The 21,998-nt window shown below is 48.2% G+C and carries 19 protein-coding genes; 18 read left to right on the top strand and 1 reads right to left on the bottom strand.

Features of this window, described 5'->3' with window-relative positions; all coding sequences use genetic code 11:
* Window positions 1-343 precede the first annotated feature (343 nt).
* The 16 genes from mraZ (at window position 344) to lpxC (ending at window position 17,943) form a co-directional block, all read left to right on the top strand.
* On the top strand, window positions 344-808 hold the full coding sequence (mraZ, locus tag IE163_RS12440) for a division/cell wall cluster transcriptional repressor MraZ (protein ID WP_189433306.1): 465 nt from the start codon (window positions 344-346) through the stop codon (window positions 806-808).
* Window positions 809-1,750 (top strand): 16S rRNA (cytosine(1402)-N(4))-methyltransferase RsmH, encoded by a 942-nt coding sequence (rsmH, locus tag IE163_RS12435; protein WP_189433305.1) that lies wholly within the window; start codon window positions 809-811, stop codon window positions 1,748-1,750. It begins immediately after the preceding gene.
* Window positions 1,747-2,055, top strand: coding sequence for a cell division protein FtsL (gene ftsL, locus IE163_RS12430; RefSeq protein WP_189433304.1), 309 nt, complete (start codon window positions 1,747-1,749; stop codon window positions 2,053-2,055). Before rsmH ends, ftsL begins: the two co-directional genes overlap by 4 nt.
* Window positions 2,052-3,803 carry a penicillin-binding transpeptidase domain-containing protein gene (locus IE163_RS12425; protein WP_189433303.1) on the top strand — a complete coding sequence of 584 codons (1,752 nt, stop codon included), beginning with the start codon at window positions 2,052-2,054 and terminating at the stop codon, window positions 3,801-3,803. The genes ftsL and IE163_RS12425 overlap by 4 nt, the downstream gene beginning before the upstream one ends.
* Window positions 3,793-5,250 carry a UDP-N-acetylmuramoyl-L-alanyl-D-glutamate--2,6-diaminopimelate ligase gene (locus tag IE163_RS12420; protein WP_189433302.1) on the top strand — a complete coding sequence of 486 codons (1,458 nt, stop codon included), beginning with the start codon at window positions 3,793-3,795 and terminating at the stop codon, window positions 5,248-5,250. Before IE163_RS12425 ends, IE163_RS12420 begins: the two co-directional genes overlap by 11 nt.
* Entirely contained in the window at window positions 5,247-6,662 is a 1,416-nt protein-coding gene (locus IE163_RS12415; protein WP_189433301.1) for a UDP-N-acetylmuramoyl-tripeptide--D-alanyl-D-alanine ligase, read from the top strand. The genes IE163_RS12420 and IE163_RS12415 overlap by 4 nt, the downstream gene beginning before the upstream one ends.
* A complete protein-coding gene (mraY, locus tag IE163_RS12410) occupies window positions 6,656-7,738 on the top strand; it encodes a phospho-N-acetylmuramoyl-pentapeptide-transferase (protein WP_189433300.1) in 1,083 nt (360 codons plus the stop codon). Before IE163_RS12415 ends, mraY begins: the two co-directional genes overlap by 7 nt.
* Window positions 7,739-7,741: 3 nt before the next feature.
* Complete coding sequence (murD, locus tag IE163_RS12405) at window positions 7,742-9,070, top strand: UDP-N-acetylmuramoyl-L-alanine--D-glutamate ligase (RefSeq protein ID WP_189433299.1); 1,329 nt, start codon at window positions 7,742-7,744, stop codon at window positions 9,068-9,070.
* Window positions 9,070-10,269: a cell division protein FtsW gene (gene ftsW / locus IE163_RS12400; RefSeq protein ID WP_189433298.1), complete on the top strand. Its 1,200-nt coding sequence runs from the start codon at window positions 9,070-9,072 to the stop codon at window positions 10,267-10,269. The genes murD and ftsW overlap by 1 nt, the downstream gene beginning before the upstream one ends.
* Window positions 10,262-11,347 carry an undecaprenyldiphospho-muramoylpentapeptide beta-N-acetylglucosaminyltransferase gene (murG, locus tag IE163_RS12395; RefSeq protein ID WP_189433297.1) on the top strand — a complete coding sequence of 362 codons (1,086 nt, stop codon included), beginning with the start codon at window positions 10,262-10,264 and terminating at the stop codon, window positions 11,345-11,347. The genes ftsW and murG overlap by 8 nt, the downstream gene beginning before the upstream one ends.
* A complete protein-coding gene (gene murC, locus IE163_RS12390) occupies window positions 11,344-12,798 on the top strand; it encodes a UDP-N-acetylmuramate--L-alanine ligase (protein WP_189433296.1) in 1,455 nt (484 codons plus the stop codon). Before murG ends, murC begins: the two co-directional genes overlap by 4 nt.
* Entirely contained in the window at window positions 12,795-13,706 is a 912-nt protein-coding gene (locus tag IE163_RS12385) for a D-alanine--D-alanine ligase (RefSeq protein WP_189433295.1), read from the top strand. Before murC ends, IE163_RS12385 begins: the two co-directional genes overlap by 4 nt.
* Window position 13,707: 1 nt before the next feature.
* Window positions 13,708-14,463, top strand: coding sequence for a cell division protein FtsQ/DivIB (locus tag IE163_RS12380; RefSeq protein WP_189433294.1), 756 nt, complete (start codon window positions 13,708-13,710; stop codon window positions 14,461-14,463).
* Window positions 14,460-15,695, top strand: coding sequence for a cell division protein FtsA (ftsA, locus tag IE163_RS12375; RefSeq protein WP_189433293.1), 1,236 nt, complete (start codon window positions 14,460-14,462; stop codon window positions 15,693-15,695). Before IE163_RS12380 ends, ftsA begins: the two co-directional genes overlap by 4 nt.
* Window positions 15,696-15,722: 27 nt before the next feature.
* Complete coding sequence (ftsZ, locus tag IE163_RS12370; protein ID WP_189433292.1) at window positions 15,723-16,886, top strand: cell division protein FtsZ; 1,164 nt, start codon at window positions 15,723-15,725, stop codon at window positions 16,884-16,886.
* 145 nt (window positions 16,887-17,031) lie between these two features.
* Window positions 17,032-17,943, top strand: coding sequence for a UDP-3-O-acyl-N-acetylglucosamine deacetylase (lpxC, locus tag IE163_RS12365; protein ID WP_189433291.1), 912 nt, complete (start codon window positions 17,032-17,034; stop codon window positions 17,941-17,943).
* Between the two features lie 179 nt (window positions 17,944-18,122).
* On the opposite strand, the gene IE163_RS12360 is transcribed toward lpxC, so the two are convergent.
* Window positions 18,123-18,572 (bottom strand): DUF721 domain-containing protein, encoded by a 450-nt coding sequence (locus IE163_RS12360; protein WP_189433290.1) that lies wholly within the window; start codon window positions 18,570-18,572, stop codon window positions 18,123-18,125.
* Between the two features lie 276 nt (window positions 18,573-18,848).
* Here IE163_RS12360 and secA point away from each other — a divergent pair, with 276 nt between their 5' ends.
* Both secA and mutT read left to right on the top strand, forming a co-directional pair.
* Window positions 18,849-21,569, top strand: coding sequence for a preprotein translocase subunit SecA (gene secA / locus IE163_RS12355; protein ID WP_189433289.1), 2,721 nt, complete (start codon window positions 18,849-18,851; stop codon window positions 21,567-21,569).
* Window positions 21,553-21,969, top strand: a complete 417-nt coding sequence (gene mutT, locus IE163_RS12350; protein WP_189433288.1) for an 8-oxo-dGTP diphosphatase MutT — start codon at window positions 21,553-21,555, stop codon at window positions 21,967-21,969. The genes secA and mutT overlap by 17 nt, the downstream gene beginning before the upstream one ends.
* The last annotated feature ends 29 nt before the right edge of the window (window positions 21,970-21,998 follow it).

Below are 21,998 nucleotides of genomic sequence, written 5' to 3'. Positions count from 1 at the left end.
TGTTTGAGCAAGCAAACAATATTGAATAATTTATTCTCAGATAGCAAGGATGTTGGCAACTTTGCTGTCTGGCCAGTTCATTAGAGACAAGCAAAAAGAATTCTTTACCAAAATCATTCACTTCGCTAGAACACTTATTTTATAAGGATCTTATTCGATCTTAGCGGCTGTTTTTACCTTGACAGCAGTAGAAGCAGCACCCTAAACTGTCTCATTGTGGGGATAAGTGGGTAATTGTGGATCATTTTGGGAAGTAAAGGGTGATAGTGGTAATTCCTACACCGTTTTGTCGTCCCTGATGTTTCGCTAGGCAATCACAAGCACTTAACGTAGGCGAACGAAAATGTTTCGTGGATCATTTACGCTGACATTAGATGAAAAAGGCCGGTTAGCGCTGCCAGCGCGTTACCGTGAGCGCCTTTTGTCTGAATATCAGGGGCAGATGATCTGTACCATCGATTTGCATGATCCCTGTTTGTTATTGTTTCCGTTGGCAGAGTGGGAAGAAATAGAAAAAAAATTAAAGTCTCTGTCTAGTTTTAACCCGCAAGAGCGCCGTTTACAGCGGTTGTTGCTTGGTAATGCGACCGATTGCGAGATGGATAAAAGTAGCCGCATTTTGTTGCCCGCGTCGCTGCGCCAGCATGCAGGCTTAAGTAAAAACATCCGATTGGTAGGTCAATTAAATAAATTTGAAATCTGGGATGAAGCAGCTTGGCAAGCGCGTCTCTGTGCTGACATTGAGCAAGAGCAAGCGCAGGCAGGTACTGTTCAATTATCAGAGCGATTACAGGATTTTGTACTGTAAATGACAACAAATCCACATATCTCGGTGCTACTGGCGGAAACGCTGGCAGGCTTGGCAATCAGAACGGATGGCATCTATTTAGATGGCACCTTTGGTCGCGGCGGTCATAGCCGGGAAATTATTAAACAACTCGGCCCCTCTGGCCGATTATTTGCTATTGATCGCGATCCCGCCGCCATTGTTGCCGCAGCCCCACTGCTCGCCGATGCGCGTTTCCATATCACCCACAGCCCCTTTGCCGCCCTGGCCCATATTGCTGAAGAACACGCTATCTTCGGTAAAATTGACGGTATTTTATTAGATCTCGGCGTTTCTTCTCCGCAGTTAGATGATGCTGAGCGTGGTTTTAGCTTTATGCGCGATGGTCCTTTAGATATGCGGATGGATCCCAGCTCGGGTATGTCGGCTGCTGAATGGTTGGCTACTGCGGATGTGGAGGATATTACCTTTGTGCTACGTGAATATGGCGAGGAGAAATTCGCCTGGCGTATCGCTAATGCCATAGTTGCACAACGTGCTGAGCAACCTTTGCTACGTACCGCTGAATTGGCCAGCCTAATAAGTAATGTGGTACCTAAAAGCGCGAAAGAGAAAAAGCATCCTGCTACCCGCAGTTTTCAGGCAATTCGCATTTATGTGAACAGCGAGTTAGAGCAAATCAATTTGGCTTTGCAAGGTGCTATGGCAGCATTAAAACCTGGCGGTCGGCTTTGTGTGATTAGCTTTCATTCTTTAGAAGATCGGATGGTGAAGCAATTTATGCGTCGGCATTCCAAAGCAGAGCCTGTGCCGCGTGGCATGCCATTAACTGAGGCGCAATTATATAAAGCCATACCACTTAAGCTAATTGGCAAAGCCATTATGCCTTCAAGCGAAGAGCTCACGGCAAACCCCAGAGCACGAAGCGCGGTGCTGCGAATTGCCGAGAGGCAAGCGTTATGACGCAGATTCAGCTGGTAAAACTGATTGGGCAGGAAATACGGCAGCGCAAGTTGGTCATCGTGCTGCTGCTAGCTTGTATTTTTTCTGCGCTGGCGGTAGTGCAAATGTCGCATCTTAACCGACAGCTCACTATTCAACAGGAGTTAAATTACCAGCAGCGTGATCATCTTGATACCGAGTGGCGCAATTTATTATTAGAGCAGCGTGCGCTGGCCGAGCACAGTCGGGTAGAGGAAATTGCCCGGCGGCAGCTCAATATGCAGCGGCCAACAGGTAAGCACGATGTTACGGTGACTTTGCCATGAAACGCCCGGTAAGCAAGGCCCAAGCAAAAAGCAAAACGCAACCAGCCGTCTTAGGCTGGCGTTTTGCTTTTGTGCTGGTCAGTATTAGTGCCGTCTTTGTTGCCTTGGTAGCCCGCGCGGCCTGGTTGCAGGTTGTTGAGCCAGATATGCTGGTCACGCAGGGGGATTTGCGCACCTTACGGGTTGAGTCCGACAAAGTGATGCGCGGTATGATCTTAGATCGTAATGGCGAAGCTTTAGCTGTTAGCGTCCCAGTACAGGCCATCTGGGCCGATCCGAAAGAAGTACTGGAACGCAACTCCCCCGCTGATGAACGTCGTTGGCATGCGCTTGCCGAGATTTTGCAATTAACACCGCAGCAACTGTTAAATCGTATTGGCGATAATCCGCAACGCCGTTTTGTGTACTTACAGCGTCAGGTGAACCCTGCTGTAGTGGAGTATGTGCGCAAACTCAAAGTGCCTGGTATTCATTTTCGGCAGGAATCACGCCGTTATTACCCCGCCGGTGAAGTGGCGGCGCAACTGATTGGCTTTACCAATGTCGATGATGTTGGTGTGGAAGGTATAGAAAAACGCTTTGACGATTTATTAACCGGTACCGCAGGGCGGAAAGTCTTTCGAAAAGACGCCAAAGGCCGCGAAATTGAAGTAATAGAGCGGGAGCAATCGCAACCGCCTGCTGATATCCAGCTAAGTATCGATCAGCGCATTCAGGCGGTAGCCTATCGTGAACTCAAGAAAGCGGTATTGTCTAATGGTGCGGCTTCCGGTTCGGCAGTGGTCATTGACGTTTACACCGGTGAGATCCTCGCTCTGGTGAATAGCCCCTCTTTTAATCCAAACAATAGACGTAACACGCCAGTATACTTATTTCGCAACCGTGCTATCACTGACTCCTTTGAGCCGGGCTCTACCATGAAACCCTTGGCAGTGCTGAGTGCGCTGGAGTATGGCAACGCAAATTTAAAAACGGTGGTTGATGTCAGTCCCGGCTTTATGCGCATAGGTGGCAGCTGGGTGCGCGATCCCAATAATTATGGCAGTTTAAGCTTGGCTGGCATTATTCAAAAATCCAGCAATATGGGGGTGGCTCGTTTGGTGTTGGGCGTGCCACATCAGCATGTGATTGGTTTGTATCATAATATGGGATTAGGGCAAGAGTCGGGGATATCCTTGCTTGGTGAAAGTACGGGTATGTTTAGTTTCCGGCAGCGTTGGTCTGACTTTGAGCGGGCGACTTACTCTTATGGCTACGGGTTGTCAGTGACGGCAGTGCAGTTAGCGCGAGCTTATGCGACTTTGGCCAATGGCGGTATCAATAGACCGCTAACGATCTTTAAAACATCGGAACCTGAACCGGGTGAGCGGGCGATAAAAGAAGAATATGCGTTAGCCATGCTGGAAATGATGGAAGCCAGCATAGCGCCTGGTGGCACGGCGACCAGGGCGCAGGTGCCAGGCTATCGGGTTGGTGGTAAAACCGGTACCGCCCGTAAGTCGATTGTTGGCGGCTATGGCAATGATTATATTGCATCCTTTGCTGGTGTAGGCCCTATAAGCAATCCACGTTTAGCGACGGTAGTCGTGATAAACGAACCAGCCGGTGATTTTTATCATGGTGGTGAAATTGCCGCACCGGTGTTTGCCAATATTATGGGCGCCGCGATGCAATTGCTAAACTTGCCGCCAGATGCCCACACGCTGCCAAGAATTACTGCAGTGCGCGGAGGTCAAAATGCCGGTTAATAGTCAGCATTGGTTAAAGTCTTTATTACCGGGCTCGCCTGATCTTGAGTTACATGATTTGCGGATTGACAGTCGTGCAGTAAAGCCGGGCGATGTCTTTATTGCATTACCGGGTACTAAAACCGACGGTAATTTATATATTGAGCAAGCGCTGGCAAATGGTGCGGCTTTGGTGCTGACCAGCCAGGGCAGTTTTACCGACCAACGTATCCAGCTATTACCGAATTTAGCGTCGCTATTACCTGAGTTAGCGGCCAGTTTTTACGGCAAACCACAACAGCAGCTAACGTTAATTGGCGTAACGGGCACTAATGGTAAGTCTTCGGTAAGTTGCTTTATCGCGCAATTGGCGGCACAGCTCGGCATCAAGAGCGCTGTGATTGGCACACTTGGCTACGGTGATTGGCAGCAGTTAACGCCACTTAACAATACCACACCTCACTTTGTTGATTTACAAAGAATTTTCGCTGAGCTAGTGAGCACTGGCGTACGTCTAGTCGCTATGGAAGTTTCTTCACATGCTCTGGTGCAGCAGCGCGTAGCGGGATTATATTTTGCGGCAGCGGTGTTTACGAACTTAAGTCGCGATCATTTAGATTACCACGGCACTATGCAAGCTTATGCTGAAGCAAAAGCGTTATTATTTCGACCAGAGCAAAGTGCCTTAGCTGTGTTGAACCTGTCCGATGAAACCGGAGCAAACTACGCCAAGCATAGTTTGCTCCCTGTTTACGGCTATGGCGCCGCCGCTGACTGTGCTGAGCAACCGGAAGTGCTATGTTATCAGCAGTTGCAGCCCAATCTTCATGGAACGCATTGTCAGTTACTTTTCGCTGGACAACAAACTCAGCAACAGTTTGGTTTGCTGGGTGAATTCAATGTACAAAATGCGCTAGCGGCAATCCGTTGTTTACAAGCACTGGGCCAACCACTTAGCAAATTACAGCAAGCTGCGACTTTACTGCTGCCTGTTGCCGGGCGGATGGAACAATATCCATTAGCTAATGGCGCTCTGGTGGTCGTTGATTACGCGCATACGCCAGATGCTTTGCAGCAAACCTTAAAAGCGCTACGGCTACACTGCAGCAATCAGCTATGGTGCGTTTTTGGTTGTGGTGGGGATCGCGATAAAGGTAAAAGGCCACTGATGGGCCAGTTGGCAGAGCAGTTGGCAGATAAGGTCATTTTAACATCAGATAATCCACGCACTGAGGACCCATTACAGATTTTGCGGGATATCGCTGCAGGTATGCAACCGCAGGGTACTTATAGCCTAGTCCCTGAGAGGCGTTTGGCCATTAAGCAAGCCGTTATCGGCGCTGTCGCGGGCGATATCGTGCTGGTTGCTGGCAAAGGCCACGAAACTGAACAAATTATTGGTACTAAGGCTTATCACTATGATGAGCGAGCTTATGTAAAGCAATTAGTGGCGGAGATGGCATCATGATCAGGCTGAAATTGTCCGAGATCGCCAGCATGTTAAATACGAGCATGCAGGGCACTGATGTAATAATTGATACAGTGAGTACCGATAGTCGTACCATTACTGGCGCAGCGCTATTTATCGCGTTAAAAGGGGCTAATTTTGACGGTAACCGCTTTTTAGCTGAAGTAGCGAATAAAGGCGCTATTGCCTTGATTTGCAGTGAAGAGCCACCTGCTTCGGTTACTCTCCCTTATATTTTGGTGGCGGATGGCCGGGTAGCGCTGGGCCAACTGGCTGCAGCGCTAAAACAAAAGCTTGCGCCTAAAACCATCGCTGTAACAGGCAGTGCTGGTAAAACTACCGTAAAAGAAATGCTCCACGCCATTCTAACTAAAGCTGCGGCTGGTGTTGACTCAGCTAAAGAGCAAGCTGCGGTGTTGGCTACGGCAGGCAATTTTAACAACGACATAGGCGTGCCATTAACGTTGTTGCGATTAACCGAGCAGCATCGATATGCCGTTATTGAGCTTGGTGCGAACCATCATGGTGAAATAGCTTACACCACAGCGTTGGTAAAACCAGATGTCGCGTTAATTACTAATGCTGCCGCCTCACACCTTGAAGGCTTTGGCGATATTTACGGTGTGGCCAGAGCCAAAGCTGAGATTTACAGTGGATTAACTGAGGGCGGTACCGCGGTTGTCTCGCTCGACAGTGACTACAGCCAATATTGGTTAAAGCAAGTGCAGGGCTTACCATTAGTTACTTTTAGTTTGGATAATACCGAAGCGGACTTCTATGCCAGCGAAGTGCAATTAGCAGCTTCAGGTTGTGCTTATTTCAACTTGCATACCCCAACGGGAACCTATCCAATAAAGCTGACAGTACCGGGTCGGCATAATGTCGCTAATGCTCTGGCGGCAGCCGCTGCCGCAGTGGCAGTAGGTATTTGCCCTGAACAGATACAGGCTGGCTTAGCTCAGATGCCGTCAGTCAAAGGACGTACGAATTTACTGCAGCTAAGCCCAACGTTACGGGTAATTGATGATACATACAATGCTAATGTCGAATCAGTTAAGGCTGCGATTGACTTACTGGCAAGCTATTCCGGATTTCGTGGTTTGCTGCTGGGTGATATGGGTGAACTGGGCACAAATGCGCGTTTATACCACGAACAGATAGGTGAATACGCTAAAAAGGCGGGTATTAATCTATTGTTCACTGTTGGCGTGTTATCACAGAGCGCCAGCGATTTGTTCCACGGACAAAGCGCGCATTTTAGTCAACGGCAAGCGATGTTAGATCAGCTTTTGCCGGTAATTTTAGCCCAGCAAGAAGTCACTCTCCTGGTAAAAGGCTCGCGTAGTGCGAAAATGGAATTAGTTGTACAGGACTTGCTAGAACGTTGTCAGCAGGAGACCAGCCCATGCTAGTATGGTTAGCAGAATATTTAACCCAATACATCAGCGCCTTTAACGTGTTCAGTTATCTGACCTTCAGGGCAATTTTGGGGGTGCTAACGTCACTATTACTCAGTTTGTATTTTGGGCCCAAGCTCATTGCTGCTTTGCAGCGTATGCAAATTGGTCAAGTGGTTCGTAACGATGGACCTGAAAGTCATTTCTCTAAAAAGGGTACGCCGACTATGGGCGGTTTGCTCATTTTGGCGTCGGTAGTTATCTCTACCTTAATGTGGGCCAATCTGGCCAATAAATATGTTTGGGTAGTCCTCTTTGTACTAGTGAGCTTTGGCGCTATTGGTTTTGTTGATGATTATCGCAAAGTCATCCGTAAAGATCCGCGCGGCCTGATTGCCCGCTGGAAGTACTTTTGGCAATCGGTGTTTGCCATTATTACTGCGTTCTTTTTATATGCCACAGCAGAGAGACCGGCAGAGACAGCACTGCTGTTACCTTTTGTCAAAGATGTAATGCCACAGCTGGGTTTATTGTTTATCGCCTTAAGTTACTTCGTCATTGTGGGTACCAGTAACGCGGTAAATCTTACCGATGGCTTAGATGGTTTAGCTATAGTTCCCACTATCATGGTTGCCGGTGCCTTTGCCATTATTGCCTATGCCAGCGGTAACGTTAACTTTGCAAATTATTTAAACATTCCCTTTTTACCCTATGCCGGTGAGCTGGTGGTCTTTTGCGCGGCGCTAATTGGCGCAGGCTTAGGCTTCTTGTGGTTTAACACTTATCCGGCGCTGGTCTTTATGGGTGATGTGGGTTCGCTGGCGCTGGGCGCGGCCTTAGGTGTTATCGCCATTTTGGTGCGCCAGGAAATTGTACTTTTTATTATGGGTGGCATCTTTGTGATGGAGACCCTGTCGGTGATTCTGCAAGTGGGCTCTTATAAACTACGGAAGCAACGTATTTTCCGCATGGCGCCTATTCACCATCATTACGAATTAAAAGGCTGGCCAGAGCCACGCGTTATTGTGCGTTTCTGGATTTTATCCATTATTTTTGTGCTGGTGGGATTAGCCACCTTGAAACTGAGATAACAGATGCAAGCAAAACTGACCGCAAAACGTATTGCTGTAGTGGGGTTAGGCCTTTCGGGTCTGGCCACAGTGCGCTTTTTGCTGTCAAAAGGCGTTAAGCCGGTATTGATGGACACAAGGAAGCAACCGGCCGCCTTAGAGCAAATTAGCCCAGAAAAGGTCGACGGCATTTATTTGGGAGAGCTAGATGCGAATCGCCTGGCGCAAATGGAACTTATTATTGTTAGTCCAGGTTTATCAATAAAGCACCCGGCCTTACGTTTTGCCAGATTGCAAGGCGCTGAAGTGATCGGTGACGTTGAGCTATTTGCCCGCTTTAATACTAAACCGGTAGTCGCCATTACGGGCTCAAACGGTAAATCTACCGTGACGATGTTAGTCGAAGCTATGCTGAAACAAAGTGGTATCGCCGCTGTAGCCGCCGGTAATATTGGCTTGCCGGTACTGGAAGCCATTGCCCAGCCAGCAACAGCGGTGTTTGTGTTGGAGCTGTCGAGCTTCCAATTAGAGACCACCGACAATTTGCACACTTTAGCCAGTGCCAACTTAAATGTCAGTGCTGATCATCTGGACCGCTATACCGACATGGCAGAATATGCAGAGGCAAAAAGGCGGATATTCCGGCACAGTAAACTGGCTATTTATAACGCCGAAGATGCGCTTACCAGACCGGGTAGCCAACAACCAGAGTTAGCGCTGAGTTTAAAGCTCAACCAAGAGGGTTATGGCATCGTTGTGCAACAACAACAGCCTTGGTTACAGATCGCCGGTGAAGCCTTGTTACCTCTTAGCGAAATGAGTTTGTTTGGTGAACATAACCAATTCAATGCGCTGGTGGCAGCAGCATTGACACTGGCAGCAGGCGGCAATCGCCAGGCGATAGCAGAAACACTGCGCACCTTTAAAGGTTTATCTCATCGTTGCGAGCTGGTGGCCGAGTTAAACGGCGTACGTTGGGTGAATGATTCTAAAGCAACGAATATCGGCGCGACCCACGCTGCCTTGGCTGGTTTACGCAGCAGTGTTGCCGGTAAGTTGATTTTAATTGCCGGTGGCGATGCCAAAGGTGCTGACGTAACTGAACTACAAGCTGTGTTAACGCAAGACGTACAAGAGCTGATTACGCTTGGCCAGGATGGACCGGCCATTGCCGCATTAAAGCCGGGCAGCAAAACGGTAAAAACCTTACAGCAGGCTGTGCGCCTGGCAGCTGATTTAGCTAAGCCGGGTGATATGGTGTTATTGTCACCGGCTTGTGCCAGCTTAGACATGTTTAAAAGCTATGCCGATCGCGGTGAACAGTTTGCTAAAGCCGTGAAGGAGCTGAAGTGATGAAAGCTATCCTGCTTGGCGGCCGCTTTAATCCGTTACCACGCTTGGATAGCTGGTGGCAAAGCAAAGATCAGGGTAATTACGACAGTGTATTTTTAAGTGTGTTGTTATTGGTACTGGCAATAGGGTTGGTGATGGTGACCAGCGCTTCTATCCCTGTGGCTGAAAGGTTGTTTGGTAATCCACTGCATTTTACTTATCGTCACCTGGTGTATTTGACCCTGGGCTGTATTGCCACTTATGTAGTGATGCGTTTACCGGTAAGTTTTTGGCACAACTACAATATGCAGTTACTCTTTTTTGCGTTAGTACTACTGCTGGCAGTGCTTATTTTTGGTCGCAACGTTAACGGTTCAACCCGTTGGTTAGCCGTTGGGCCTATCAATATACAAGCTGCGGAGCCGGCTAAGCTGTTCTTTTTCGTTTATCTGGCCAGTTATCTGGTCAGGCGACATGAAGAAGTGCGGGAAAACCTGATGGGTTTTATTAAGCCCTTGATTATGCTTTTTGTCTTTGCGGTACTGCTTTTGATGCAGCCAGATTTAGGCACAGTAATAGTGATGTTCGCTACAGCGGTAGTTTTGCTGTTTTTAGCCGGCGCTAAGCTGTGGCAATTTATCGCTTTGATGCTGACTGGTCTTGCCGCCGTGGGTGTTTTGATCTTCTACAGTGAGTATCGCTGGCGACGAGTGACTGCGTTTCTGGACCCTTGGGCAGATCCCTTTGGTAGTGGTTACCAGCTAACACAATCTTTGATGGCTTTTGGTCGCGGCGGTTGGTTTGGCCAGGGGTTGGGGAACAGCATTCAAAAGCTGGAGTACCTGCCTGAAGCGCATACCGATTTTATTATTGCGGTGATAGGGGAAGAAACGGGTTTTCTGGGAATCGCCGTTTTATTATGTTTGTTATTTTTACTGGTATTCCGTGCCCTAATGATGGGTAACCGCGCATTGCAAAAAGGCATGAGTTTTCATGGCTTTTTAGCCTATGCCTTGGCTATTTGGATTGGTTTTCAAACCGCAGTGAATGCCGGGATGGCGAGCGGTATGTTACCGACTAAGGGCATGACCTTGCCCTTTGTTAGTTATGGCGGTAGTAGCTTAATTATTATGTTAATGGCAGCCGCTTTATTACTGCGCATTGATTTTGAAGTGCGGATGCAGGGTAAACAAGCCGTCAGCGGGGGTAAAAATGACTAAACCTCTGGCACTCATTATGGCAGGTGGCACTGGCGGCCATATTTTCCCGGCGCAAGCCGTGGCTAAAGCATTAAGCGAAGCAGGTTGGGATATCGCCTGGTTGGGTACGGCAGACAGAATGGAAGCTCGTCTGGTACCGCAGTTTGGCTGGTCATTTTACCCTATTCAGGTTTCAGGATTGCGTGGTAAAGGCTTACGCAATCTGTTAGCTGCCCCCCTGATGTTAATGCGCTCAGTTTGGCAGGCACGTAAGCTTATTAAGCAATTAAAGCCTGCGTTAGTGCTGGGTTTTGGTGGTTATGCCAGTGGTCCGGGTGGCCTAGCTGCCTGGTTAGCCGGTGTGCCACTACTTATTCACGAGCAAAATGCCGTTGCCGGCAGTACTAATACATTATTGGCTAAATTGGCTAACAAGGTGCTGGTCGCCTTTCCACAGGCGTTTGCCGGTTCCAGTAAACAATATGTGGTGGGTAACCCGGTGCGCTCGGAATTGCTGAGCTGTCGGGAAAATCGGCCAGAAAACCCTGAGCTTCGCATTTTAGTGATTGGCGGTAGTTTAGGTGCCAAGGCGTTAAATGAGCAATTACCTGGGCAATTTGCCACTTTAGCGGCAGCAGGTGCGATAGCCGTCCGTCATCAAAGCGGTGAAGCGATGCTGAAGGCCGTGCAGGCAGCTTATCAGCCGTTAGTGGAAAAAGGTGTGGCAGTGACGGTAAGTGCTTTTATCACAGATATGGCAGAGGCTTATCGTTGGGCCGATGTCGTCATATGCCGTGCCGGGGCTTTAACAGTCAGCGAAATCGCGGCGGCCGGTTTAGCCGCGGTCTTTATACCGCTGCCCAGCGCTATTGACGATCATCAAACGGCAAACGCCAAAAGCCTGACAACAAAAGAGGCGGGTTGGTTGTTAGCACAAGCGCAATTAACCGAGCCGGGAATAGTGCCAATTTTGGCACCGTGTTTAAAAGATAAAGGTGTGCTGCAGCAGCGTGGAGAAAATGCTCGCAGGCAGGCACTGCATAATGCCACTGCCGAGGTCGTCGCATTATGTCAGCAAGTAACAGGACGAGCAGTATGATTACCACCCTACAACATAAAAAACTGGCGATGCGCCGGGTTGAGCGTATTCATTTCGTTGGCATTGGTGGTGCTGGCATGGGCGGTATCGCCGAAGTGCTATTAAATGAAGGTTACAAGGTATCGGGTTCGGATATTGCGCCCGGCGCTGTTACTGATCGGCTGCGCGGTTTAGGTGCCGAGCTGTTTTTTGGCCACAGTGCCGACAACATTAGCGGTGCCAGTGTAGTGGTGGTATCCAGTGCTATTAAAGCCGATAATGCTGAAGTGGCCGCAGCGCGCGAAGTAAGAATTCCAGTAGTACGCCGAGCCGAAATGCTGGGTGAGTTAATGCGTTTTCGCCATGGTATTGCTATTGCGGGCACCCATGGGAAAACAACAACTACCAGTTTAATGGCCTCTATTTTTGCCGAGGCAGGCGCTGATCCCACCTTTGTGATTGGTGGTCTGTTAAACTCTGCTGGTTCTAATGCTCGGCTGGGGGCTGGCCGTTATCTGATTGCTGAAGCGGATGAAAGTGATGCCTCATTCCTGCATTTACAACCGATGGCCACTGTTATTACTAACATTGAAGCTGATCATATGGACACCTATCAAGGTGACTTTGAAAAGCTGAAAGCCACCTATTTAGAGTTTTTACATAACCTACCGTTCTACGGTATGGCCGTAGTATGTCTGGACGATCCTGTGTTACGGGAGCTCATCCCACGTATTGGCCGCACTGTGCTGACTTACGGTTTTAGTAGTGATGCTGATTATGTTATTAGCGATTTTAGCCAACAAGGTACACGCAGTCTGTTTTTGATTACTGATCCACAGGGTAATCAGCGTGAAGTTAGCCTAAACCTGCCGGGTAAGCATAACGCTTTAAATGCGACCGCTGCTTTTGCACTGGCGCAGGATGAAGGTATTGCCGAGCAAGCAATTTTAGCGGCACTAAGCAAATTTGAAGGTATTGGTCGCCGCTTCCAGCAATATGGCGAGTTTGATACTGGTCGTGGCAAAGTATTGCTACTAGATGATTATGGCCATCACCCAACTGAAGTTGCGGCTACTGTCGCTGCAGTGCGTAACGCCTGGCCAGAGCGCCGCTTGGTAATGTGTTATCAGCCACATCGTTATACCCGTACCCGGGATCTGTATGACGATTTTGCCAAGGTGCTATCGGAAGTGGATGCCCTACTGTTGCTGGAAGTGTATGCGGCCGGCGAAGCACCGATAGCCGGTGCTGATAGCCGCAGTTTAGCGCGCTCTATCCGGGCCCGAGGCCAACTTGAACCGATTTATGTAGCACAACCCGCCGACTTAGCCGCCAGCCTGGCTGATGTGCTGCAAGATGGCGATGTAGTATTAACTCAGGGCGCAGGTAATATTGGCAGCTTGGTTAAGCAGTTGGCGGCTATGCAATTAGATATTGAACAGTTAAAAGCCACTAAGGGAGCCCCATTATGAATCAGTTTGGTAAAGTGGCGGTGTTGTTTGGTGGGCATTCAGCGGAACGAGAAGTGTCACTGCGTTCAGGCAAGGCCGTGCTAAATGCGCTGCAAGAGGCCGGAGTTGCCGCTTTTGCCTTTGATCCGAAAGAGCAGCCATTAAGCAGCTTACAGGCAGATCAAGTGTTTATTGTGCTGCATGGCCGAGGCGGAGAAGATGGTACTATGCAAGGGGCCTTGCAATTACTGGGTTTACCTTATACCGGCAGCGGCGTTTTAGGCTCGGCGCTGGCAATGGATAAAATTCGCTGCAAGTGGTTGTTTCAAGCACAAGGCTTGCCCACAGCACCGTTTTTGGTGGCCCGCCCGGATGATACCGATTATGCCGCTATGCTCGCACAATTAGGCGGCAAGGTAATGGTAAAACCGGCTAATGAAGGGTCTAGCATTGGTATGAGTGCGGCCAGCACAGCGGAAGAGTTGGCGACGGCTATTGCCACGGCGCATCAATATGACCAGGAAGTGTTGCTGGAGTGCTGGATCAATGGTCGTGAATTCACCATCGCCGTGTTAAATGATGAAGTGTTACCGATAGTAGAAATGCGTACACCACGTGCTTTTTATGATTACGAAGCTAAATATCAGGCTAATAGCACTGAGTATCTGTGTCCTGCACCCTTGACGGCAGAGTTAACAGAAGCGATGCAAGCAACGGCGCTGGCCGCCTTTAAAGCGGTAGGTGCCAGCGGCTGGGGACGGGTTGACTTGATGTTAGATCAACAGGGGCAACATTATCTGCTGGAAGTTAATACGGTGCCGGGGATGACCGAAAAATCTTTAGTACCCATGGCAGCGAAAGCCGCTGGCTATAGTTTCCAACAGTTGGTGCTGGCTATTTTGAGTCAGGCTGAGAAGGCGCGCAGCTAAAATGACGTTGCAGCAAGCTGTTCAGCCAACACCTAGCCGCGCCGCTTTTATTAGCGGGGTAGTGTTTTTTGGCTTCTCGTTGCTGTTTTTCGGTTATTTAAGCTGGCAATTAGTGCACTGGGTACAAGATCAGCAAAGTGCGCCCATATCGCAGGTAAAGCTGTATGGTAATTTCCAGCATTTAGACGCGCCTGCATTACAGCAGCGGTTGCAGCAAGAATATGTGGGTAATTTTTTTAGTGTGAATGTGGATCAGGTGCAGCAGTTCCTGCATCAGCAACATTGGGTGTATCAGGTAGCCGTGCGCAAACAATGGCCTGATACCCTGGTGGTGGTGGTAACAGAGCAGCAACCGGTAGCGATATGGAATACTGAGCAACTTATCAATAAAAAAGGGGAAGTATTTAGTGCCCCGCTAGAACAGTTGCAAATGCCTTTACCGATATTGCACGGGCCGGCTGGCACTGAGCAGGATGCCCTGAACATGTTTAGTCATATGCAGCAATTATTAGCGCTGCACGAGTTTGATGTTCGCAAGGTTTGGTTAACAGAACGTTTTGCCTGGCGGCTAGAGCTGGCAGATGGCGTGCTACTGCAGTTGGGGCGGGATGATACGTTAAAACGGTTACAGCGCTTCGTGGATTTATATCCGACGATGCAGCAACATAATACAGCCGGGATGGCTGAGGTAGATTTACGTTACGACACGGGTATTGCCGTGCGCTATGCAATAACAGAAACAAAGAGAAAAACATGACAAAGTCGTTAGAGCGGGATTTAATTGTTGGCCTGGATATCGGCACTGCCCAGATAAAAGCAGTGGTCGGTGAAATTACTGCAGACAACCAACTAAGCATCGTTGGCGTGGGTAGCCATGCCTCCCGCGGCATGGATAAAGGCGGCGTAAATGATCTTAATCTGGTAGTGCAGGCGGTGCAACGGGCGATTAATGAAGCTGAACTGATGGCCGACTGCCAGGTATCGTCCGTTTATCTTGGTATTACCGGTAAACATATTCGCTGTCAAAATGAAAGCGGTATGGTGCCAATTAATGATACTGAAGTGACCAACGAAGATGTGGCCAATGTGATTCATGCAGCTAAATCAGTGCCGATCTCTGCAGAGCGGCGCATGCTGCATGTGCTGCCGCAAGAATTTTCGGTTGATATGCAAGAGGGTATTAAAAGCCCGGTAGGCATGTCTGGTGTGCGCATGGAAGCCCGGGCGCACATTATTACTTGTGCCAACGATATGGCGAAGAATATTGAAAAGTGTGTAGAGCGTTGTGGGCTGCATGTCGACCAGCTCATTTTTTCTTCGCTGGCATCCAGTTATGCCGTCTTGACCGACGATGAAAAAGAGCTGGGTGTTTGCGTAGTAGATGTTGGCGGCGGCACTATTGATATTTCTATCTTTACCAACGGTGCTTTGCGTCACACGGCAGTGATTCCGGTGGCAGGTAATCAAGTAACCAGCGATATCGCTAAAATTTTCCGCACACCGCTGAGCCATGCCGAAGATATAAAAGTGCAATATGCCTGCGCCTTGCGCAGCATGGTCGGCAAGGAAGAAAGTATTGAAGTGCCTAGTGTTGGCGGCAGGCCAGCGCGTTCAATGTCACGGCATACGCTGGCAGAAGTGGTTGAGCCACGCTATCAGGAGTTATTTGAGCTGGTGCAAGAAGAAATACGCTCCAGTGGTTTAGAAGAGCAAATTGCTGCAGGTCTGGTACTTACCGGCGGTACAGCGAAAATGGAAGGTGCGGTGGAGTTTGCCGAAGATATCTTCCAGATGCCGGTGCGGCTCGGTTATCCGATGCATATAACCGGTTTAAGAGAATATGTAAATGATCCGGCTTATGCCAGTGTCATTGGTTTGTTGCTTTATGGCAAAGACGTGCGCAGCCAGCATAAGGCTGCCGGTCAAAGCCGGGATCCAGTAAGTAGTTTTTTCAAAAAAATTACCAGCTGGTTTAATGGTCAGTTTTAAGTAAGCGTAAAAAACGGAGAGAGAGCTATGTTTGAGTTAATGGAAAACCACAGCGAAGAAGCTGTTATTAAAGTGATAGGCGTTGGCGGCGGCGGCGGTAATGCTGTTGAATATATGGTTGCCAGCAATATAGAAGGTGTAGAGTTTGTCGCGGCCAACACGGATGCACAGGCGTTACGTAATTCTTCAGCTAATGTGACCTTACAACTAGGTGCCAGCGTCACTAAAGGTTTAGGCGCTGGTGCAAATCCAGAAATTGGTCGGCGTTCAGCTGAAGAAGATCGGGAAACCATCAAGAAAACCCTGCAAGGCGCCGATATGATTTTTATCGCTGCAGGTATGGGCGGTGGTACTGGTACAGGTGCGGCGCCAATCGTGGCTGAAGTTGCCAGAGAGTTAGGTATTTTAACGGTTGCTGTGGTAACCAAACCCTTCCCGTTTGAAGGGAAAAAGCGCACCGCCTATGCTGATGAAGGTATTTTAGAGTTAAGCAAACATGTTGACTCCTTGATTACTATTCCAAACGATAAGCTATTAAAAGTATTGGGTAAAGGCACCAGTTTGTTAGATGCCTTTAAAGCGGCTAATAATGTTTTACTGGGTGCCGTGCAGGGTATCGCAGAATTAATTACCCGTCCTGGTCTAATTAATGTGGACTTTGCAGACGTTCGCACCGTAATGTCTGAAATGGGCACTGCCATGATGGGTACTGGCCGCGCCAGTGGTCCGGACCGGGCGGAAGAGGCAGCAGAGCAGGCGATTTCCAGCCCGTTATTGGAAGATATCGACTTGTCAGGCGCCAAAGGTATTTTGGTAAACATTACTGCAGGTCTAGACATCAGTATCGAAGAGTTTGAAATCGTAGGTAATGCGGTTAAAGCCTTTGCTTCTGAGAATGCGACCGTTGTAGTGGGTGCGGTAATTGATCCAGAAATGCATGACGAGTTACGGGTAACAGTGGTTGCCACTGGTATCGGAGCTGATCGTCGGCCAGATATTAGCTTAGTGCCAGCGCACCGTGCTGAACCTGTAACGGCAACTTATGTCCAACATGGCAATGCCGTGCGGCAAGCTGCACCGGCAACGGTTGCTCAGCGTGAGGAATTGCCACAGGCTAAGCCTCAGGCCGAGGCAAAAGGTGGTATCGATATCTTCGATATCCCAGCATTTTTGCGTAAGCAGGCAGACTAAGCATAGCCGCTGAGCGGCTATGCTTGAACAGTTTTTACGGCGGATGAAATTCATCAGCTGTTAAGCTATAATTTGGCATAGTGAGTGTCATGTGCTATGCTGCGCGCCCGTTTATCGTTGCTTACTAATTGAGCAGGAAAAACTTATGATTAAACAACGTACCATCAACCACACAGTCAGTACCGTAGGTGTTGGGCTACATAAAGGTGAAAAGGTTACGCTTACTCTCCGGCCTGCACCTGACAATACAGGTATTGTATTTCGTCGTGTAGACTTGACCCCGGTTGTTGACTTTAAAATTACCCCCTCTTTAGTGGGTGATACCGTGATGTGTACCTGTTTAATTAATGAACAGGGCGTGCGCCTGTCAACCACCGAACATCTGATGGCGGCTATTGCTGGATTAGGCATTGATAACCTGGTTATTGATGTTGATTCGGCAGAAATTCCGATTATGGACGGTAGTGCCAATCCATTTGTTTATCTATTGCTGGAAGCGGGGATTGCCGAACAGCGTTTAGCGAAAAAATTTATTCGGATTAAACGTGCGGTGCGGGTAGAAGATGGCGATAAATGGGCTGAGTTCAAGCCGTATAATGGCTTTAAACTAGACTTTGCTATCAGCTTTAATCATCCGGTGATCTCTGAGACTACCCAGCATGTGGTGATGGAATTCTCTGCCGCCAGCTTTATTAAAGACATCAGCCGCGCCCGTACTTTCGGCTTCCTGCACGAAGTTGAGTTTTTACGGGCGAACAATCTGGCGCTAGGTGGCAGTATGGATAATGCTGTGGTGTTAGATGAGTTCAGAGTGTTAAACCAAGACGGTTTACGCTATGAAGACGAATTTATCAAACACAAAATTCTGGATGCGATTGGTGATTTGTATATGGCCGGTTACAGCATTTTAGGTGAGTTTTGCTCATTTAAAACAGGTCACGCCCTGAATAATCAATTATTAGGCGCCGTGTTGGCCAATCAGGAAAATTGGGAATTTGTTACCTTTGAAGACAAAGCAGAAATGCCTATCTCTTTTCTTGCACCCCAATTAGCCTAAGCAACTGTCTGATGTTAAAAAAGCCGCTAAGCGGCTTTTTTAAACCCTCTTTTTTAACTCTTTATGTTATCCACATAACTCCGGTACCAAAACCAAGTTATCCATACAACTCCGGTACTGTTATCCACATAACTCCGGTACCAAAACCAAGTTATCCATACAACTCCGGTACGGTATGGCTACTTTAGCAGTCGCTGCAAAGCTTGTTGCACTGGGCCATTAGTCAGGTTAGCGGCTTGTTGTAACTTTGCTCTGCTATCTTCACTCATCGCGGCCATATAGGGCTTAGCGGCAGTTTCTTGCACAAGCAAAGGAATATTTTGACCATTTGGTGACACCTCAATGTCAATCCCGGCTAAATCAGGCAAGATTTTTCTGCGGAAATTGTCTAGAATGGCATCGCGTTGCATTTTCAGACGGGTAGCCCAGGCAGCTGAACTGCACAAAATAATAGCTCGACCATCTTTTATGGTGGCTACCTGGCAAAAACTCAGATGTGATAATTGCAGGATCTGGCAGAGTTCGGCATTAAGCTGCGAAACTTGCTGGTGCTGTCGTTGTACTTTAGCCAACGGGCTTTGGCCAAACAACTTGGCTAAATCTTCCGGTTTATGGCTGTAACGTTTCATCAGCAGGTAACCTGTGTTGACGAGGATAATGGCTAATAAAGTGTAACAGTTTTTCAAGGCAGGCAGTAGCATAAGCCCCTTGAAAACCGGATAATTCAGCACCATATCCTGTTAACTTTTGCCAGTGTCTGCCTTTTGTGACAGACCTATACCCAAGCGACTGAAGGGCCCAGTCAAGTCTGCTACTACCTCAGGTAGTACGGATTTTACAATCACTATAAACACTGGCATAGCCAGGGCTGCATAGCAGTTTTAACTTAAAATGGTATCTGGATAATGTTTGGAAAACTTTTTGCCAAATTAGTTGGTAGCCGTAATGACCGTTTCTTAAAAAAGCTAAAAAAACAGGTGTTACAAATTAATGCCCTGGAAGCTGAATACGAAAAGCTGAGTGACGAACAACTAAAAAATAAGACCAGCGAGTTTAAGCAACGGGTAAAAGATGGTGCCAGTCTGGATGACATTCTTGCCGAAGCTTTTGCCACCGTGCGTGAAGCCAGTAAACGTGTTTTTAATATGCGGCATTTTGATGTGCAATTACTAGGTGGTATGGTACTGCATCAAGGCAAAATTTCTGAAATGCGCACCGGTGAAGGTAAAACCTTAACCGCCACCCTGCCAGCGTACTTAAATGCGTTAAGCGGTAAATCCGTGCATGTTATTACGGTTAACGATTATCTGGCAAAGCGCGACGCACAAACTAATGAGCCGTTGTTTAGTTTTTTAGGGCTAACAGTTGGCGTAAATATTCCTGGCCTGGCGCATCCTGAAAAGCAACAAGCTTATGCTGCTGATATTACCTACGGCACCAATAACGAATTTGGCTTTGATTATCTGCGTGACAATATGGCCTTTTCACCGCAAGACCGGGTACAGCGTGATTTAGCCTTTGCCATTATTGATGAAGTAGACTCTATTTTAATTGATGAAGCCCGAACACCTCTGATTATCTCTGGTCCGGCAGAAGATAGCTCAGAACTCTATAAGCAAATCAACATACTGGTTCCTGAGTTAGTCAAGCAGGAAAAAGAAGATGAAGAAGGCAATCATGGCGATGGCCACTTCACAGTAGATGAGAAAGCCCGTCAGGTTTACCTTACCGAGCAAGGTCAAATTAAAGTAGAAGAAATGCTGCGCGAGCGTGGCATGATTGCTGAAAATGACACCTTATTTTCTGCCGCTAATATCACTTTATTACACCATGTGTACGCTGCCTTGCGCGCGCATCAGCTGTTTAAGCGCGATGTTGATTACGTGGTAAAAGAGGGTGAAATTGTTATTGTTGACGAACATACCGGCCGGACTATGGAAGGACGCCGCTGGTCAGAAGGTCTGCATCAGGCGGTCGAAGCCAAAGAAGGCGTGCGTATTCAAAACGAAAACCAAACACTTGCTTCTATTACTTTCCAAAATTACTTCCGTTTATACGACAAACTGGGCGGTATGACAGGTACGGCAGATACAGAAGCTTTCGAATTCCAGCAAATCTATGGTTTAGAAACCATTGTAGTACCAACCAATAAACCAATGGTGCGTCAGGATCTGGCTGACTTGGTGTATCTGACCGCAGATGATAAATACAACGCTATTATTGAAGATATTCAAAAAGCGCGTGATGCGGGTCGTCCAGTACTGGTGGGTACTGCCTCTATTGAAAGCTCAGAGTATTTATCGAATTTATTAAATAAAGCCAAGATAAAACATCAAGTATTAAACGCCAAGTTTCACGCCAACGAAGCACAAATTATTGCTGATGCCGGTCGACCAGGCACCGTAACCATTGCTACTAACATGGCTGGCCGTGGTACCGATATCGTATTAGGTGGTAGCTTACAATCTGAACTTAAAGCACTGGGTGCCGATGTAGATGTCGCTACCATTGCTGCAGCGAAAGCCGATTGGCAGCAGCGGCATGATGCGGTAATTGCCGCCGGTGGTTTACATATTATTGGTACCGAGCGGCATGAATCTCGCCGTATCGATAACCAGTTACGCGGCCGTGCCGGCCGTCAGGGCGATCCGGGTATTTCACGTTTTTATCTGTCACTGGACGATGCTTTAATGCGTATTTTCGCCTCAGATCGGATGGCGGGAATGATGCGTCGTTTAGGTATGGCGCCGGGCGAGGCTATTGAGCACCCCTGGGTGAGCCGAGCTATTGAGAATGCACAGCGTAAAGTTGAAGCACGTAACTTTGATATTCGTAAGCAATTACTTGAGTTTGATGATGTTGCCAACGATCAGCGTAAAGTAGTTTATGAGCAGCGTAACGATTTACTGGATGCCACTGATATTAGCGACACCATTAATGCTATTCGTGAAGATGTGGTTGAAAGTGTGATTAACGACTATATCCCGCCGCAATCGCTGGATGAAATGTGGGATATTCCAGGGTTGGAGAAACGCTTACAAGCAGATTTTGGTGTCGAGTTACCTATTGCTCAATGGTTAAAAGACGATTCAAAGTTGTTTGAAGAGAAGCTGCGCGAACGGATCCAACAAGATATTTCAGCATCTTATACCTTAAAAGAGCAAATGGTTGGCGCCTCAGTACTGCGTCAGTTCGAAAAAGCCATTATGCTGCAAAGCCTGGACACGCATTGGAAAGAGCATTTGGCTGCCATGGATCATTTGCGTCAGGGTATTAATCTACGTGGTTACGCTCAAAAAAATCCTAAGCAGGAATATAAGCGTGAAGCTTTCGAATTGTTTTCGACCATGCTGGACAACCTGAAACTGGATGTGATTGGCGTACTTAGCCGGGTACAGGTGCGAGCTGCAGAAGACGTTGAAGCTGTTGAAGAGCAACGTCGTAAAGCCGACAATGTGCCACATAATTACCAGCATGACGAAGCAGAACAAATCGGCGGTGAGTTACCGCCAGGGGTACAAAATAGTGCACCTGTAATGCGAGATGGCGTGAAAGTGGGCCGTAACGATCCTTGCCCTTGTGGTTCAGGTAAGAAATACAAACACTGCCATGGCCAACTTAGCTAAGCCGCAACTGCATGTTGCCGTAGGGGTCATTATCCGCCAGCAGCAAGTGCTGTTGGCGTTGCGTCATGCCAAGCAACATCAGGGTGATAAGTGGGAGTTTCCAGGAGGGAAGCTGGAACAGGGTGAAGCCGCTGAAAACGCCCTTAAACGCGAATTGCGAGAAGAGCTGGCAATCAGCGTGACTGCCTGCCAACCGCTAATGCAACTAGCCTATGACTATCCAGAGCGTTCAGTGTTGCTCGACATTTGGTTGGTTAGTGCTTTTGAAGGCGAGCCGCATGGCGTGGAAGGGCAACCTGTGCAGTGGGTAGATATCGCTAGCTTGCATCAGCTGACCTTTCCCGATGCTAATCAGCCTATTGTTGCCCGTTTGCAACAACAGTTTTGCGGTTTAGCTTAACTTTGCTACTGGCCACTATAACTAAAACT

It is taken from the genome of Alishewanella longhuensis (genome assembly GCF_014653435.1).
GTDB lineage: Bacteria > Pseudomonadota > Gammaproteobacteria > Enterobacterales > Alteromonadaceae > Alishewanella > Alishewanella longhuensis.
The sequence above is the reverse complement of the archived record's forward strand: the minus strand, read 5'-3'. Positions and strand labels throughout refer to the sequence as shown.

What these genes read in the sequence shown, in the direction of transcription:
- mraZ (WP_189433306.1), top strand. Translation starts at nt 344, where the DNA reads ATGTTTCGTGGATCATTTACGCTGACATTAGATGAAAAAGGCCGGTTA.
- rsmH (WP_189433305.1), top strand. Translation starts at nt 809, where the DNA reads ATGACAACAAATCCACATATCTCGGTGCTACTGGCGGAAACGCTGGCA.
- ftsL (WP_189433304.1), top strand. Translation starts at nt 1,747, where the DNA reads ATGACGCAGATTCAGCTGGTAAAACTGATTGGGCAGGAAATACGGCAG.
- IE163_RS12425 (WP_189433303.1), top strand. Translation starts at nt 2,052, where the DNA reads ATGAAACGCCCGGTAAGCAAGGCCCAAGCAAAAAGCAAAACGCAACCA.
- IE163_RS12420 (WP_189433302.1), top strand. Translation starts at nt 3,793, where the DNA reads ATGCCGGTTAATAGTCAGCATTGGTTAAAGTCTTTATTACCGGGCTCG.
- IE163_RS12415 (WP_189433301.1), top strand. Translation starts at nt 5,247, where the DNA reads ATGATCAGGCTGAAATTGTCCGAGATCGCCAGCATGTTAAATACGAGC.
- mraY (WP_189433300.1), top strand. Translation starts at nt 6,656, where the DNA reads ATGCTAGTATGGTTAGCAGAATATTTAACCCAATACATCAGCGCCTTT.
- murD (WP_189433299.1), top strand. Translation starts at nt 7,742, where the DNA reads ATGCAAGCAAAACTGACCGCAAAACGTATTGCTGTAGTGGGGTTAGGC.
- ftsW (WP_189433298.1), top strand. Translation starts at nt 9,070, where the DNA reads ATGAAAGCTATCCTGCTTGGCGGCCGCTTTAATCCGTTACCACGCTTG.
- murG (WP_189433297.1), top strand. Translation starts at nt 10,262, where the DNA reads ATGACTAAACCTCTGGCACTCATTATGGCAGGTGGCACTGGCGGCCAT.
- murC (WP_189433296.1), top strand. Translation starts at nt 11,344, where the DNA reads ATGATTACCACCCTACAACATAAAAAACTGGCGATGCGCCGGGTTGAG.
- IE163_RS12385 (WP_189433295.1), top strand. Translation starts at nt 12,795, where the DNA reads ATGAATCAGTTTGGTAAAGTGGCGGTGTTGTTTGGTGGGCATTCAGCG.
- IE163_RS12380 (WP_189433294.1), top strand. Translation starts at nt 13,708, where the DNA reads ATGACGTTGCAGCAAGCTGTTCAGCCAACACCTAGCCGCGCCGCTTTT.
- ftsA (WP_189433293.1), top strand. Translation starts at nt 14,460, where the DNA reads ATGACAAAGTCGTTAGAGCGGGATTTAATTGTTGGCCTGGATATCGGC.
- ftsZ (WP_189433292.1), top strand. Translation starts at nt 15,723, where the DNA reads ATGTTTGAGTTAATGGAAAACCACAGCGAAGAAGCTGTTATTAAAGTG.
- lpxC (WP_189433291.1), top strand. Translation starts at nt 17,032, where the DNA reads ATGATTAAACAACGTACCATCAACCACACAGTCAGTACCGTAGGTGTT.
- IE163_RS12360 (WP_189433290.1), bottom strand. Translation starts at nt 18,572, where the DNA reads ATGAAACGTTACAGCCATAAACCGGAAGATTTAGCCAAGTTGTTTGGC.
- secA (WP_189433289.1), top strand. Translation starts at nt 18,849, where the DNA reads ATGTTTGGAAAACTTTTTGCCAAATTAGTTGGTAGCCGTAATGACCGT.
- mutT (WP_189433288.1), top strand. Translation starts at nt 21,553, where the DNA reads ATGGCCAACTTAGCTAAGCCGCAACTGCATGTTGCCGTAGGGGTCATT.